Origin of the sequence: Sporotomaculum syntrophicum, assembly GCF_009932395.1 — a bacterium.
GTDB lineage: Bacteria > Bacillota > Desulfotomaculia > Desulfotomaculales > Desulfallaceae > Sporotomaculum > Sporotomaculum syntrophicum.
Genome location: NZ_LSRS01000032.1, coordinates 1 through 16127, shown reverse-complemented (window position 1 = coordinate 16127; position 16127 = coordinate 1). Strand labels below are relative to the sequence as shown.

Annotated in this window: 9 protein-coding genes and 1 pseudogene; 1 reads left to right on the top strand and 9 read right to left on the bottom strand. The window is 45.7% G+C overall.

Annotated features, from left to right (window positions below):
• Positions 1 to 1374: hypothetical protein (locus SPSYN_RS15650; protein ID WP_202623868.1), on the bottom strand; the 1374-nt coding region annotated here is incomplete at its 3' end.
• Positions 1375 to 1530: 156 nt separating this feature from the next.
• Between SPSYN_RS15650 and SPSYN_RS15645 the strand changes: the two genes are divergently transcribed.
• Positions 1531 to 2541: an Rpn family recombination-promoting nuclease/putative transposase gene (locus SPSYN_RS15645; RefSeq protein ID WP_161823410.1), complete on the top strand. Its 1011-nt coding sequence runs from the start codon at positions 1531 to 1533 to the stop codon at positions 2539 to 2541.
• Positions 2542 to 2907: 366 nt separating this feature from the next.
• Here SPSYN_RS15645 and SPSYN_RS16515 read toward each other — a convergent pair whose 3' ends face one another.
• The 8 genes and pseudogenes from SPSYN_RS16515 to SPSYN_RS15610 all read right to left on the bottom strand — a co-directional run.
• Entirely contained in the window at positions 2908 to 3009 is a 102-nt protein-coding gene (locus SPSYN_RS16515; protein ID WP_423828299.1) for a hypothetical protein, read from the bottom strand.
• A gap of 157 nt (positions 3010 to 3166) precedes the next feature.
• Entirely contained in the window at positions 3167 to 3334 is a 168-nt protein-coding gene (locus tag SPSYN_RS15640) for a hypothetical protein (RefSeq protein WP_161823409.1), read from the bottom strand.
• A gap of 204 nt (positions 3335 to 3538) precedes the next feature.
• Positions 3539 to 4781 (bottom strand): annotated as a pseudogene (locus tag SPSYN_RS15635) (IS110 family RNA-guided transposase).
• Between the two features lie 747 nt (positions 4782 to 5528).
• On the bottom strand, positions 5529 to 5819 hold the full coding sequence (locus SPSYN_RS15630; protein WP_161823408.1) for a hypothetical protein: 291 nt from the start codon (positions 5817 to 5819) through the stop codon (positions 5529 to 5531).
• 18 nt (positions 5820 to 5837) lie between these two features.
• Complete coding sequence (locus SPSYN_RS15625) at positions 5838 to 11336, bottom strand: RHS repeat domain-containing protein (RefSeq protein ID WP_161823407.1); 5499 nt, start codon at positions 11334 to 11336, stop codon at positions 5838 to 5840.
• 52 nt (positions 11337 to 11388) lie between these two features.
• On the bottom strand, positions 11389 to 11655 hold the full coding sequence (locus tag SPSYN_RS15620) for a hypothetical protein (protein ID WP_161823406.1): 267 nt from the start codon (positions 11653 to 11655) through the stop codon (positions 11389 to 11391).
• A gap of 16 nt (positions 11656 to 11671) precedes the next feature.
• The gene (locus SPSYN_RS15615; protein ID WP_161823405.1) at positions 11672 to 15499 is read right to left on the bottom strand and encodes an RHS repeat protein; all 3828 of its coding nucleotides are present in this window, start codon (positions 15497 to 15499) and stop codon (positions 11672 to 11674) included.
• Positions 15450 to 16127: hypothetical protein (locus SPSYN_RS15610; RefSeq protein ID WP_161822965.1), on the bottom strand; the 678-nt coding region annotated here is incomplete at its 5' end. The genes SPSYN_RS15615 and SPSYN_RS15610, both read right to left, overlap by 50 nt.

The following is a 16127-nucleotide window of genomic DNA, read 5'->3' as shown; positions in this document are numbered from 1 at the left end:
TATAAAGTTGGAAAGCGCTTTACTTTTCACAGTACCGCTGTACTTCAACGATGATGTATCATCTTTGCCAAATTCCTCATCGTAGGAAAAGGGCGCTTTGATTCGCGATTCTCCTGAGGTCTTCCAAAGTCCCACAGTCTCTTCATATTCAAAGTCGTTGTTGGGGGTGTAGTTGGCTACCGGTTTTTCTGTATGTTTGAAGGTTATTTGGTTGTTGAAGCGGTCTTTAATGCCCAACAGTCGCCCGTCTTCGGCGAAATACTGTTTGGTCTGGTCGGCTGTGATAAAGGAGTACCGGCTGGTTACCCGGCCGTTGCTAAAACTGGTATCGCCGAGGTTGAATTTAGCGTCTTTGTCGTAATATTTCTCCAGGGTGCTGTATGTCCCGCCGGAGGATGAGGAGGAGTCAACATGGTATACTCTACCGTCACCGGTATGGTAGTATAGTTCTTTTTTAAAGTAAATTCTTCCATTGCTTTCGTAGCCTATCTTTTCCACCTGTACGGACGGGAAGCAGAAAGACCAGCCCAGGCCAAGGTTGTACCTGTTCTGGTAGTAGGTTGCGTAATCGCTGTATCCGCCTCTGTCCCCTGATGTACGGAGGTCTCCCCACAACGCTTGGTTGCTCTGGTATAGACGGCTGATGTTTAGGTCCAGGCCGTTTCTGCCCGGTAGTTTGATGTCCGTTTGTTTGACTGTTAGATCGCCGGTCTGGGGGGAGATGATTTCATCTACATCTGCCCAAGCGGAATATTGTTCGTTGTTAACTCCGTTTGTGGTTGACGGGCCAACAAACGCGCTGTACCACGCCTGGTCTTCACCGAAGCTAGCCGCCGCTGCCAGGGCTTCATGGTCTGTTGCGCCGTAGACTTCACGGGATACGGATGATGTAGCGGGCGGTGTTGTTCCATATACTTCATCTGATATTGTGCGCCCTTGGGCCAGTAGTTCATCTAAAAGGTCTTGCCTGTTATTGCTGATCAGGCTGTTATATAGTTCCGCTGAGATTGGTTTGCCTAGCGTTTCCAGCGGGTCCCGCTTGTTTTTTTCTTCTTGAAGCGTCTTGAGCCTGTCAAGTGATTCGTTTGCCTGCATTTTCAGAGCGGCGATTTCTTTTGATGTTGGAGGTAGCGGTTCGGTTTTTTCTATTTGTATGAATTTATCTAGCTTGAAATCTATGGGCGTTGTCTTATCATCGTCTGCTTCCCCGAATATCGAGGGGTAGTTACCAGGCTGGGGCAGTGAGTTTTCCAGGTTGGCTATTTTATCGGCATCTGTCAGGGCTGTTGCCGCGCCGCTGTTTTGGGCCAAAGCGGGGAGCGGTATGTTGATGAGAAAAGATATAATCAGTATATACACAAGGCACTTTTTCATCCGGTTATCTCCTTTGGTGGAATATCTGCAGAAGTATGGGTTTAAGCAGGAGGTAGAGGCATTGCTGAGTAACCAGTAAAAATATTTATACTAGGGAGCTTGTTTTTATGGTACAAAATTTAGTCATCAGATATAATATAGCTAGGTGGTGATGGAGTGAAGATTCAAAACCCACACGATAAATTCTTCAAAAAGACCTTTGGCGACGTAGACGTGGCCGGGAATTTCTTAGATAATTATTTACCCCAAAACATTGTGGATATAATAGACATGGATACATTGGAGCCGCAGAAAGACAGCTTCATCAACAATGAGCTGCAGGAAAGCTTTTCAGATCTCCTTTATAAAGTCAACATTAATAATCGGGAAGGCTACCTTTATTTTCTCTTTGAACATAAAAGCTATCCCAGCCAGGATGTAGCCTTTCAGCTCTTAAAATATATGGTGGAAATTTGGAACGCCAAAGTTGAAAACACAAATCAACTACCGGTAATCATTCCGCTGGTAATATACCACGGCAAGGATGGCTGGAACATAAAGCCCACCTTAGGCGAAATGATTTTAGGGTATGAAGAGCTGCCAACGGACGTGCAGGCGCTTATCCCAGATTATAAATATTTACTTTATGATCTATCAAGATACAATGACGAGCAAATAAAAGGTGCGGTAAAAAACAAAATCGCCATGACCATGATGCGGGATATGCCACGGGAAGATATAGGCGAAATCCTAAAGTTTGTTTTTAGGGCGGCTATTCATCTGTTGGAGCTTGAAGATAAGCAAACGGGGATGGAACACTTTGAAACTCTAGTCAGATATCTGCTCAGTGCCAGGGCTGATCTAACCAAGGGTCACTTCAACGAATTGGTTAAGAAAATCGAAACCATCTATCCGGAAGGGAGTGAAATGATCATGACTTTAGCTGAACAGTTTAGGAAAGAAGGCTTGGAGCGGGGTATGGAGCGGGGTATGGAGCGAGGTAGAAAAGAGGGTGAAACGGAAGCTCTTACAAGGACTGCAATAAAATTTTTAGTTAAGAAATTTGGTTTTGTGCCGGAGGATTTAAAGCAGGGCATAACGAAATTAGATGTACCAACACTGGAGGTTATAATTGAAAGCGTTTCGGAATATAAAGACCTAGAAGAGGTCAAAAGATACCTTCAATAACATGAATAGAACCCTTCCGCAACTTTGAAAACGAAATTGGCCGCCTTTTGCGGGAGAAACAAAAGCCCAAAATATCATCCCAAATAATCAGCCTGAACCATGGTGGACCTAGGGGTCGAAAACCAAGCAGGTTAAAGCGCCGGGGTCAAAGCCCTCCCCGGCGCAATCCACATCAGCCCGCAATGCGGGCTGAAAGGCAAAACTCAGCGGGGTCAGATTTGCAACCATGGGGTCGGAACAGGGGTTATAAACTGCGGAAATCCGCATTTGCCAAGGAGCATGGCGGGGTCATTGCTGACCCCTATAGTTTTTAATAAAATGTGCAGAACAGGTACGTTCTCATCAACACAATTTCTTGATCATTTTTTAATCTTTCGAAACAATCAATTCGCAGTTTGCCTTATCAAAAAAGTTGTCTATATCCAAATGTATATGCTGTTTTGTACTGTCATTAATAGCAATTTGCACTAAATAATCAGCAAGTAAAATCAGTCCTCTTCTATTTCCTTTAACAATCACTTCATTTTTATTGATTTCAATTTCATTATTAGCAATTGAATCATCCTTTTCTCCAAAAAGTCCCTTTGCCCTTTAATAGCTCAAATACCAATTCTTCCATAAATATTTAGTCCTCCAAAAATATGTGTATATTTTGTTTTGGGTCTGGCATCATTTTTCCTGGTTTGGCAGGGTTCGGTATCATTGTTTCAAAATTTATATGCGGTCCTCCACCGTGCTTTCCTAAAATATCAGTATCTCTCATTCTAACTTGGCGTTTTCCATCGGCAGACAAAAACCTCCCATTGCCCATATCTTTGTATCCCGGCCCCAGAAAGTCACTCGCTGCATCAAATGCTTTGTTAGTTGTAATTTTTGCGCCATTAGTGAGGTTCTTACCCGCGCCCTCAGGTGGAAGAATCTATATCTCGGATTAAGGTTGGGAACCCGTATTCACATTTAAAAAATTATGGCATAACTTCATGCGGTGCTGTAACAATCATGACTGTTCTTCTACAGCATGATCCACCGCCATAAAAGGACGATACTCTGTCTTATTCTTCATCATGCCGTAAACGATGTTTACTAAGCGTCGCATAATGCAGACCAAAGCCTGGGATTTCGTTTTTCCTTCACTGATTTTCCGCTGATAATAGGCGTAAAATACAGGCTGATTCGGCTTTTCCTGTCCTCGGAACCGTAACCATGGAAAACGCCAGAAAATAAAACAATCCATGCAGTTCCCGGTTGCCCTGTTTTGAGCTTTGCTCCTTGCCTTTACCGCCGGAACTGAACTTTATCGGTGCGATTCCCGCATAGCGGGCCAGTTTATCAGCACTTGGAAAACGACGTATATCACCGATTTCAGCAATCAGCTTGCTTGCTGTGGCTATGCTGACTCCCGGTATCGTGGTCAGCTTGCAGTCAAAATATCTCAGCATCTTTTCGATTTCCGTATCGATCAGGGCAATTTCTTTATTCTGCTGCTCAAGAGAGCGCACAAGGCTTTGGGCGATGAAATCTCTTGATTCCTGATAATCCCGTATTGTGTCACCGTCATTCTGAACACAATCTATGATAAGCTGCGCTTTGCTTCTGGAAAAGTTGCTTGCAATTTCTTTTAACTCCAAGGTCAATTCTTCTGCTGATTTGTTTTTCAAATGCAATGGCGACGGATAGTTTTTCCAAAAATACAGAGCCGTCTTCCGGTCAATGTCACAGAAAAATTTATGATAACTTGGGTAAGCAACTGAAACCTGCTCATGTAAACCATTTTTCAGCCGGATACCGTCTTTCACAAGGGTGTCTCTACGGTTGACAAGCTGGGACAGCGTCCAATGATTGTCCTCCGGCTTGGCGTCTGGCAGGGTGTGCAACTGATTAATCAGCACTGTCGCCACGCAGTAGGCGTCATGTTCGTCGTTCTTCTTCATCATGGGTGCGCTTTTGCGCTGGTCATAGGCTAAGGATGGGTTTACATCCTTCACAGTGTACCCTCTTTCAATGAGCCATACCGCAAGACTTCTGCCATAGCCATAGGCGTTTTCCAAGCCGTAAATCGGGGACAGTCCCAATGTATTGGCTTTCTTGTTTACCCGTTTTGCCAACTTGCTGAACTCGCTGGGCTTGTTCTCGATGACCATTACATCCAGCTTTTCATTCCAACAATTTACCAAAACTGCGGTATGGGTATCCTTGTGTAAGTCCATACCGACATAGAGGTAGTTTTCTCTTATCTGCATATCATCCCTTCTCTTCTCCTGCATCCACATAAAGCCCCGAGTACCGGCAACCTCAGATGATAGCCTTCATTCTTAGAACGGGCAAGGGCGCGACAGCCTATCTACCACAAGACTCACAGTTTCAAACAGGTTATTTGCTTTGGTGTGTGATGTTAACTCTGTTTGAAAATCATTGCAAGTCATTTCTAAGATTTGTTTCCAAGCTATCACATTCAGAAAAAGAAAAAGGGCAGGTTTTTCGTACCCCCTTATACCCCCCTCTGGCACAAATTTTACCACAGGTGGATTTCCTTGAAAAGAGGGGTTCATAGGGGTTCAGCCTGTATCGTCAAATTATTTTTTTACTTTCAATCGCATCCACTCCCGGTCTTACCCCTGTAACGCACGATAACGCCCCGTGTCCCCTTCAAACAGAAGGGTGGGAGACAGATGCCCTCTGCGCTCAATTTAAGCTTTTCGAGCCGATTTGAGGACAGGCAAAATATTCTATAATCCAGCATAAATCCCGGTCGAAAAAAGAGCAAGATAAAGCGAGGTTGTCGCAAGCGCCCCCTCGCAGCCACAAGCGCCGGCAGTGCCGACGTTGTAGCGATCCGGGTTAGGGTGCTGTAAAACGGCTTTTGTATCGTACAGGGTGCTGTGGATGACAAGGAACTCGCATTTATAGCCGTTTTTATAGATGCTGTGGAGGTGGCTGTATTATTCTCCCCCATACCAAATACGAGGTGAAGCATGGAGATTGATTTTCTAGCAATCCTCAATTTTCATATTAGCGAACTTAGTTGGATTTATATACCTTGCTTTTGAATGGGGCCCATTATATTCGGTTTTTAAATCCATTTCGTTTAAATTAACGTCATTGACGCTATCGTCTTTGGATTCCCCAATTACAGCAACCACTCTGATGTCTACCCCTGGTGTCCCAAGCAATTGTGCTCTGCTATTAAACTCCTCAAAACCATGCTCTTTGGCCAAATATTCGGTTACGATTTCAAGAATATCGTCTTCGTTATACTTGATATATAGCTTTTTTTTCATATATTTCACTCCTATAGTTTACCAGCCGCTATTCACCTTATCTTGGGCTTTTTTCAAAGCATCAATAATAGTTTGATTACCCTTAAGTGAATTTGGCAGCCTATTTCCAGCTTGATCGATAAACGCACCTTTCGTATCGTCGAAGAAATATTTTGTGTTATTTACTTTAAGATGAATGTTGGTTAGACCTGAACCTCCTCTTTCTAAATCAAGTGAAACATTATAACTTTTAATTTTTGTATCTTTTAATACTCGAAGGTTGTTCATTCCCTTATTAACAACCTGTATATCAGCCTTACCCGCGCCCTTACCTACCATTTTTAATACTTCATCGACACTCTTACCAAGTTGTTTGCTTAACCAAACAACTCCTTCTTGAACCGGTTTAGACAACTCTCCAAATCCAGTTCCCGCAGGAACCAGCAAACCAATTGTATCCAGTCCTGCTGCAAGGTAATCTTTTTTTTGTATATCTATTGAAATTAGCCTCAAATCGTTTTGAGTATCAGGAGAAGTTAATACCTTAGAGGCATAAGCGTAAAGTCCTAAAATTACTGGATTATGTCCGCTAGGGTCAACATTGTTCACCGGATCATTCTCACAATAAGTATACAGGTTAAGGCTTAACGGATTATTAATCTCCCCTTCATCACTATCCTTCGAAATAAACCTCCCCACAGTCGGGTCATAATACCTGGCCCGCAGGTAGTACAGGCCGCTTTCATCGTCGTAATACTCTCCGGCATATTTCAGCGGCTGGGGTAATTGTTCCTGCTGGGAGAGGATGTTTCCCCATTCGTCGTAGGTGTAGCTGTTAACGATATTGCCGTTTTGGTCAACAACCTTGGTTACGTCCCCGTGGCCGTTGTACAGGTAGTAGTAATAGCTGCCGTCTACCTTCCTGGCCAAAGCTTGGTTGCCCCAGATCATTTGCGCGGTAACAGAATCACCGGCGTTGGATTCGGCGATGACTCTGCCGGTGTTGTCATAGTGGTACCTGGTGGTGCCCGAAGGGGTAACTTTTTTGGTCCTGAGCCCTTCGGGATCGTAAGAATAGTTACTAGTCTGACCACCGGTGGTGAATGTGGCCAATTGGTCCCAGTTGTTGTAGCTAAATTCGCCGGGTATAAATCCGTCCAGGCCGCTATCGTTGGGGGAGGCTGCTGTCCGGTTGCCTCTGCTATCGTATTGATAGCTGAGCTGCTCACCGCCCGGTCTTTGTACTCCTGTCAGCCGGTTCAGGGCATCGTAGGTGTAGTTGGTGGTTTGACCGTTTTCGGTTACCGAGGTGATGTTGCCGTTGTTGTCGTAGGTGTAGCTGTATTGGGTGATTGTTTGGCTGCCTAATTTGTTGTGCATAGTCTTGAGACGGTTGATGTTGTCGTAGGTGTATTCGGTACGTATGCTTGTCCCGCCGGTTAATTGGGGATAGTTGACGGCTTTTACCATGCCGTCGCCGTAGTATTCGTAGGTGTAGTTTTTACCGTCGGCGGTGACGGTGGTTAGTCTGTTCAGGTTGTTGTACTGATAGTTAGTTGAAAGACCAAATGGATCGGTTGTTTTACTTTTGTTCCCTAATAAGTTATATTCAAAACCAACGTCGGCTCTTGTTTTGACAAATCCAGTAAAAATATAATAGCTGTAGGTCAGCGCTTCACCGTTGCCGGTGGCGTCGTTTACGGGCTGGTATTTCTCCAGTACGCCCAGGGGGTGGTAATAATATTGTATCCGGTCCCGATTGGCTCTTTTTTGGGCCGGCCGGCTATCCTGGTAATATTCCAGGGTGGTGATTTTGCCCGAGGCGTCTTTTATTTCCACCGGCAGGCCGTTGGCGTTGTATTTATAGGTGGTGGGCTGTCCCGCCGGGGGCTGTTTGGCTACCAGAGCGCCCCTTTCGCTGTACTGCTTTACCGTAGGGATGGGGGTAGCGCCTTGGTATTGTTGTATCTGGGTTAAATCCCCTAAACGGTCGTAGTCGTAGTCGGTGATCTCGCCCAGGGGGTTGGTGACTTTAGTTAATTGGCTCAGGGCGTCGTAGCTGTACTGGGTGCTGTTGTTATTGGGGTCGGTTTGTTTGGTCGGGTTGCCCGCCAGGTCGTATGCGTATTTTTCTTCTACGGCAGCTCCGCCCGGCCCGTTGGGGTAGCCTTTTATCGATATTGTTCGGCCCCACTGGTCGCTTGTCTCTACGTAATGGTTTTCTGCTACACCGGTGTCCGACGGGGCGAAGATGGTGGTTTTGGTGCGGTTAAATATATCGTGTTCAATGCTATATTTGTTCCCCTGGGGGTCGGTGACTTTTTGCAGCCGGCCCCATCCGTCACTTTGGTAGGTGGTCTTGTTGCCGTTGGCGTCTTTGCACCAGGCTAGCTGACTATAGTTGTCGTATCCATATACAGACGGAGCATATCCCCCCTGGGCATAGTCCCAGTATTGGGAAAGGAGCAAGTTACCGTGATCGTCGTAGTAACTATAGGTACATTTGAACATGGATCCGTTTCGGGTGCTGTAGTTATAGACGCAAAAGGTGTATTGAGGGGTTTCTACTAAGGGTTCGCACAGATTAACAAAGTAATAATAGTTGGTGTTGTCTTCCACCACGTAGTTTCCGTCCTGTCCCGTTGATTGCAGGTGGGTTGTTTTTTTGAGTCTGCCCTGGGTGTCGTAGCTATAACCGGTTGTGTTACCCAAGGCGTCTGTTTCACTGGTTACGTTACCCCGGATAAATTCATAGCTTTTATGTGTGGCGCTGGTTTTTTGTACGCCTTCCTCGGTGTAGTAGCTGGTTATGGTACTGGGAAAGGCATAGTATGCCCCGGCATAGTTGTAGTCAGTCCTGGTGGTCCGGCCATCGCTGTGCTGGATGTTGATTCTGGTGTGGTTGCCGGGGTGGCTTGCGTCCCCGTACTGATAGTTGGTTGTTTCGCCTTTGGCGTTGGTGGCGGTGACAACACGCCCTAAGCTGTCGTAGCTTGTTGATTCGGTTAGTAGTAGCTCGGGGGTTTGGTAATAACTTTGGGCTGTTATAAATTTATAGTCGGGGTGATAGGTATAGCTGGTGGTGTGCCGGCTTTTTTCGGTCGGGTTATTCCACTGGGCCGGCGTCAGCTGCACTGTCTCAGTAGCTATGCCGCCCCAGTTGTTATATGTGTATCCCTGGTATAATGTATTGACGTTGCTTGTGTTTCTTTCGTTGTATTGCTCAATTTTAATTTTAGTTGGTTGATCAAGAAAGGTGGTGTGATATTCCTGGTAGTTGATGGCCTCTACATCTACATTGCCGTTGCCGTTATCGCATTTCTTCTCTTCTGTAGCTAATACCAGGCCGTCGTGAAAACGACCGTCCGCAGCTACTTTACTTTTAAAGGTGTAATTTATGCTCAGGCCGTTGTCCTGAAGCATCTTACTGCTAAAGTTATTTGGGTATTGGTATGTCCGGTGGTAATATTGGTGGCTCGAATATGCCTCCTCAGCAGTTTTTTTATTCTCATATCGTTGGGTAATTCTAGAGACTTGATACTCGCCAAAATCGCCTAAGTCCTTATCTGCATTCTCATAGTTATATGTCGTTTTAGAGTTCCTCAGGTATAATTCATTCAATAAAGAACTATACGTAGTAATTACATCGTTGGTATTACTTGGATAATAGTAGAAAGTTTGTTCTTGTGTATCGTAATTATAGCTGTTGTATATATCTTCATTATTATAAGTATACTTATATGATGATAGTACCGGGTATCTTCTTAGCTCTTCCCATACCATTTTATTAGGTGTTCCAACTCGATCATTTGTAAAACAGCCATTATAAAAATCATATATTTGTTCAATTTGGCTTTTGCTATAAGTTATGGTGTAGTTCTTTGTCTTGGCGGGATCGTTAACTGTAACGATAATTGTCCCGGCAGAATGAGGCCCGTTGCCCTGATAGTCTTCATACAGCGTATCGGTATAGTCAAAGGTGACAGTTCGCCCAATGCTATCGGTAATCTCGGAGATTAGCGGCCAGGCCCGGTCAAACCTAACTTTATCCAATCGTGATGTGCCTTTGCCGTTATTTTTAAATTCTAATCGGATATATTTCGCATCTGCAGGGGTTTGTATGGCAAACTCTACAAGCTCCCAGTTGTTTTTGTTGCTAGGAGATGCATATCCACTTGCACCTGAAATAGGGGTAAATGTCTCATTATTGGTATATAGATGGTAACCAAGTTGAACATTGCCACTGGTTAGTTGATCTTTAATATAACCGCTTAGATAGTATTTAGTATTCGGTAATACCGGTATATCCCTGGAAAAAGCGCTGGACGCTGTTTGAATATTAGCGCTAAATTTCAGCGATGTTGTATCGTCTTTGCCGGAGCTCGTATCAAAGTAATAATGATCATCTTCATCGAGACGAGGTCGTTCTACAAAAGGCTTTTGTTCGGTTGCCCATAACCCATAATCATAATCAATTTCAAAGTCGTTGTTGGGGGTACGGTTAGTTACCGGCATTTCCGTGTGTTTGAATGTTATTGTGTTGCCGAAACGGTCTACTATGCCCAGTAGCCGCCCGTCCCCGGCAAAATACTGAACGGTTTTGTCGGGTGTGGTGAAGGAAAACTCGCTTGTCACCTGGCCGTTGTTAAAGCGAAAATCGCCTGCCCCAAGCACCTTAAACACGGCGTCGTCTACGTAATAGTTATCTAGGCCGCTAGGTGTTCTTTCATTGTAAGTGGAAGAACCAACATGGTATACACTTCCGTCACCGGTATGGTAATATCGTTCTGCTCTATCGTACTCATTTTCGCCGTCCTTGTATCTTATCTTTTCTACCTGGACGGATGGAAAGCCGAAAGACCAGCCCAAGCCAAGATTGTATCTGTTCTGATAGTATGTTGAGTAATCTGTGTATCCGGCCACGAGCCCGTCCCCGTCCGGATCAAATCGACGGTCTCCCCATAACGCTTGATTGCTTTGGTATATCCGGCTGATGTTTAGGTCCAGACCGTTTCTTCCCGGCAATTTAATGTCTGTTTGTTTGATTGTCAAGTCGCCGGTTTGGGCTGAGACTATTTCATCCGTATCGGCCCAGGCGGAATATTGTACATTGTTAACTCCATTGGTAACCGACGGACCTAATATTAAATTGTAATACGCTTCGCTTTCTGGAGTTATCAACGCTGCCAAGCTCTCCGGGCTCATTGCTCTATATGTTTCCCGGGATACGGACTTATCTTGTTGTGGTTCTATTGTGCCCGTTGCTGTTTCATTTTGCTCTTGATAGGAATTTTCATTTATTGATTCAGTTTGGTGTGCTTCACTTGATTCCCGCTGTTCCGTTGCATGTGTTGCGTTTGGTGACGTTTGTCCTTTTGGCATTGTTTCGTTCAAAACTTCCTGTACGTTGTTATTGGACAGAATGTTATCTAATTCTGCAGAGATTGGCTCGGTCAAGCCGGCTATTTTATCGACATCTGTCAGGGCTGTTGCCGCGCCGCTATTTTGCCCGGCGGGTAATTCATTGTTTTGGGCCAAAGCGGGGAGCGGTATAAGGTTTCATAGGGGTCAAAAGCGACCCCTATGAATATTAATTGAGCTGTTCTAATAGGGAGTCCTTTATTTTTTGAATTTCTTCCAAAAGGAACTTTTTCCCTTCAGCAACATCATATAAATATAAGGATTCTTCTATCTTGACGACAAAACTATTTAGCTGTGATTGAATATCATGTTCCTCAATAGCTCCACAAGTCCCTTCAATATCTTGCATCAATTCTTTTTCATTCATTTTGCGTTGTTCATATAAGTTTATAGAGCTTAAAACTCGCTCTAACAAGCTTTTTGTGTGCGCATTCAAACTACTTCACCCACCTTTAGTATTTCATTGTGGTAATAACTATTTTGCCAGCTTCTTCTGTTACTACCCTCACACCATTACTTTCAAATATTGTTCGTGTAATTCCATTCCTTATAACTTCACGAGATGTACCGCTAGCAATTACATCTTCTACTACGCTTGTAGGAATTCCTCTTGCTTGATATCCTCCAGCAGCAGTACCATAACCTTTAGGTGTCATTCTATCAATAGCTTCTCGCGTGTAATATCTTCCATTAATGTTTGCATATTCTCTTCCTTTATAAGTTGACTTAGATACGTCATCCCACATTCCCCAGTTTGTTGCTTTCCCCGCACCCTTCAAAACCTTAGCCTTGCCAACAACAAAGGAAGCTGCCGCCGATGCGCCGGCCTTAGCATCAGCCCAACTCAAAACATCATTGGTTAGCTCATCGAAGTTTTCAGGCCCCACCACACCTTCCCTAACAAATATTATAGCGCCTTCAGGTGTTGTCTTTACTGCTGCCCAACTGCTTTGCCAGTTATCACCGTTATATATTTCACCAATACCCAGCTTAAAACCTTGCCAAACTTCTTTAGCAGAATGCCCCGTTGGATCCAGGTAATTTAGCGGGTTGCTGTAACAATATACATAAAGGTTTAGCGATAGTGGGTTCGTTATGCTCCCTTCATTGGAGTCCCTAGATATAAACCTCCCCACAGTCGGGTCATAATACCTGGCCCGCAGGTAGTACAGGCCGCTTTCGTCGTCATAATACTCTCCGGCATATTTCAGCGGTTGGGGTAACTGTTCCTGCTGGGAGAGAATGTTTCCCCATTCGTCGTAGGTGTAGCTGTTGACGATATTGCCGGTTTGGTCGATTACTTTGGTTACGTCCCCGTGGCCGTTGTACAGGTAGTAGTAATAGCTGCCGCCTACTTTCCTGGCCAAAGCTTGGTTGCCCCAGATCGTCTGCGCGGTAACATAGCCTCCGGCGTTGGATTCGGTAATGACTCTGCCGGTGTTGTCGTAGTGGTACCTGGTGGTGCTCGAAGGGGTTGCTTTTTTAGTTCTCAATCCTTCGGGGTCGTAAGAATAGTTACTGGCCTGACCACCGGCGGTGAATGAGGCCAATTGGTCCCAGTTGTTGTAGCTAAATTCGCCGGATATAAATCCGTCCAGGCCGCTATCGTTGGGGGAGGCTACTGTCCGGTTGCCTCTGCTGTCGTATTGATAGCTGAGCTGCTCGCCGCCCGGCCTTTGTATTCCCGTCAGCCGGTTTAGGGCGTCGTAGGTGTAGCTTGTGGTCTGGCCGTTTTCGGTTACCGAGGTGATGTTGCCGTTGTTGTCGTAGTTGTAGCTGTATTGGGTGATTGTTTGGCTGCCCAATTTGTTGTGCATAGCCTTGAGACGGTTAATGTTGTCGTAGGTGTATTCGGTACGTATGCTTGTCCCGCCGGTTAATTGGGGATAGTTGACGGCTTTTACCATGCCGTCGCCGTAGTATTCGTAGGTGTAGTTTTTGCCGTCGGCGGTGACGGTGGTTAGTCTGTTCAGGTTGTTGTATTGATAATTGGTGAATAAGTTACCCGGATGGGATACCTCAGTCCGGTTGCCCAGCAGGTCGTATTCAAAACCGGCAACGTAGCTTTCGGCGGTTATCCTAAAGCCGATTTGCCCGGTACAATAGAAAACATGTCTCAGGGTATCGCCGTTTAGGGGCTGGTATTTCTCCACGATGCCCAGGGGGTGGTAGTAATATTGTATCCTGTCTTGGTTGGCTGTTTTTTGGGATAGCCTGCTGTCCTGGTAATATTGCAGGGCGGTGATTTTGCCCGAGGCGTCTTTTATTTCCACCGGCAGGCCGTTGGCGTTGTATTTATAGGTGGTGGGCTGTCCCGCCGGAGGCTGTTTGGTTACTAAAACACCTCTTTCGCTATATTGCTGGACTGTGGGGAAGGTGGTGGCGCCCTGGTATTGTTGTATTTGGGTTAGCTCGCCCAAACGGTCGTAAGCGTAGTCGGTGATCTCGCCCAGGGGGTTGATGACTTTAGTTAATTGGTTCAGGGCGTCGTAGCTGTACTGGGTGCTGTTGTTATTGGGGTCGGTTTGTTTGGTCAGGTTGCCGGCCAGGTCGTATGCGTATTTTTCTTCTACGGGGGCTCCGCCCGGCCCGTTGGGGTAGCCTTTCCTCGATATTGTCCGGTCCCACTGGTCGCTTGTTTCCACGTAGTGGTTTTCGGCTACGCCGGTGTCCGACGGGACGAAGGTGGTGGTTTTGGTACGGTTGATTAGGTTGTAGGCCAAGGCATGGTAGTTACCCTGGGGGTCGGTGACTTTTTTCAATCTGCCCCATTCGTCACTTTGGTAGGTGGTATTGTTGCCGTTGGCGTCTTTGAGCCAGGTTAGCTGATCATAGTTGTCGTAGCCATATACAGTCGGGACATATACCCCTTTGTTCAAGTCATAGTATCTAGAGAGCAGTAGATTACCGTGATCGTCGTAGAGGTCAATGGAATATTTGAACATAGATCCGTTTGCGGTGCTGTAGTTTTCAACGCTAAAGGTACGTTGAGGCGTTTCTATCCAGGCACCGGATAGATTAACAAAGTTATAATAGTCGGTATAGTCTTGCACCTCGAAGTTTCCACCCCGTCCCATTGACTGCGGGTGGGTTGTTTTTTTGAGTCTGCCTTGGGTGTCGTAACTATAACGGGTTGTGTTGCCCAGGGCGTCTGTTTCACTGGTTACGTTGCCCCGGATAAATTCATAGCTTTTGTATGTGGTGCTGGTTTTTTGTATGCCTTCCTCGGTGTAGTAGCTGGTAACTATTGTGGGAAAGGCATAGTAAGCCCCGAAATAGCTGTAGTCGGTCCTAGTGGTCCGGCCGTCGCTGTGCTGGATGTTGGTTCTGGTGCGGTTGCCGGGGTGGTTTGTGTCCCCGTACTGGTAGTTGGTTGTTTCGCCTTTGGCGTTGGTGGCGGTGGCAACGCGTCCCAGGCTGTCGTAGCTGGTTGATTCGGTTAGTAGTAGCTCGGGGTTTTGGTAATAGCTTGTGGACGTTATAAATTTATAGTCGGGGTGATAGGTATAGCTGGTGGTGTGCCGGCTTTTTTCGGTTGGGTTATTCCACTGGGCCGGTGTCAGCAGCGCTGTTTCGGTGGCTATACCGCCCCAGTCGCTGTATGTGTAGCCCTTATAGAATGTGTTGACGCTGCCGCCGGTGTTTTGTTGTTCGATTTTAAGCCTAGTGGGGTTATCCCGGAAGACGGCGTCGTATTGCTCGTAGTAGGTAATCTCTTTATCGCCGCTGGTGGTGTTGTGTTGCTCTTCTTTGTGTTTTAAGTCGCCTTTATGGGCCGAATTGTATTGATAGGTATGTTTGGTGGTCAGGCCGTTGTCCTGCTGCATGGTGCTGGTCGATTGGTTGTATGTGTAGGTACGGCGGTTATACGAGCCAAAGTATTCATCATCATTTATTTTATTCTCGTAGCGCTTAGCGACTCTATGGGTCTCGCAAAGACCGTGGCCCCCCAGCGGTTTGGTGGTTAGCCCATAATTGTATACCGTTCTGGAATTCCTAAGACGCATTTGGTTTAATAAAGCCTGGGCTACAGTGGGAGAGTCACTATGTACAGCCGGGTCTAAAAAGTTAAAACGTTCTATGGTATTTGTATAAGAGTATATATCGTATAAATCACCGTTGTAACTTCTGTATAGCAGCGGATATCTTCTTTGTTCGCACCATGAGGTTATTTTATTGCCCTCTTCATCCAATAGATACCAGTCAACTTCGGCTTGAACTCGTATTTTATCATACGTTATGGTATAGATGTTCACTGGTTGGCATAGAGCTTTGCGCAAAACACCACTCGTCTTTGGCCCTGGGGGCTAAAAACCCCATTTGTATGACATCAAAGTTGTGATCGTATACACGACACGAAAGCTGGGTATAGCCGTTGTTTAGTTGATCTTTGAAATAAGCGCTGTAATAGTATTCGGTGTTTGGCAATACCGGTATAAAGTTGGAAAGCGCTTTACTTTTCACAGTACCGCTGTACTTCAACGATGATGTATCATCTTTGCCAAATTCCTCATCGTAGGAAAAGGGCGCTTTGATTCGCGATTCTCCTGAGGTCTTCCAAAGTCCCACAGTCTCTTCATATTCAAAGTCGTTGTTGGGGGTGTAGTTGGCTACCGGTTTTTCTGTATGTTTGAAGGTTATTTGGTTGTTGAAGCGGTCTTTAATGCCCAACAGTCGCCCGTCTTCGGCGAAATACTGTTTGGTCTGGTCGGCTGTGATAAAGGAGTACCGGCTGGTTACCCGGCCGTTGCTAAAACTGGTATCGCCGAGGTTGAATTTAGCGTCTTTGTCGTAATATTTCTCCAGGGTGCTGTATGTCCCGCCGGAGGATGAGGAGGAGTCAACATGGTATACTCTACCGTCACCGGTATGGTAGTATAGTTCTTTTTTAAAGTAAATTCTTCCATT